At 41.2% G+C, this 221-nt stretch carries 1 protein-coding gene; it reads left to right on the top strand.

All coding sequences use genetic code 11. The annotated features are described in order from the left end of the window. On the top strand, positions 1-221 hold a 221-nt coding region (locus ULO1_RS11235), incomplete at both ends, for an IS200/IS605 family accessory protein TnpB-related protein (RefSeq protein WP_143325456.1).

Here is a 221-nt window from a genome sequence, read left to right as displayed (position 1 = left end):
GTAGTGGTAGATATAGCATTCTTTTCAGGCAAACCCATTGTTTTAGAAAACCTGAACTTTGGCAAAGACAGACTGGACACTAATAAAAAGTTTAACCGCATGGCTTCTAACTTTCCATTTGCGAAAATGGTAGGAGCAATGTATCGGAGAGCGACAAAAGAAGGGGTGCCTTTCAAGTTAGTATCACCCCGGCATACTTCAACCATAGGTTACTGGAAGTA

This window comes from Carboxydocella sp. ULO1, from assembly GCF_002049255.1.
Taxonomy (GTDB): domain Bacteria; phylum Bacillota.
This window is presented reverse-complemented; position numbering and strand designations above follow the sequence as displayed.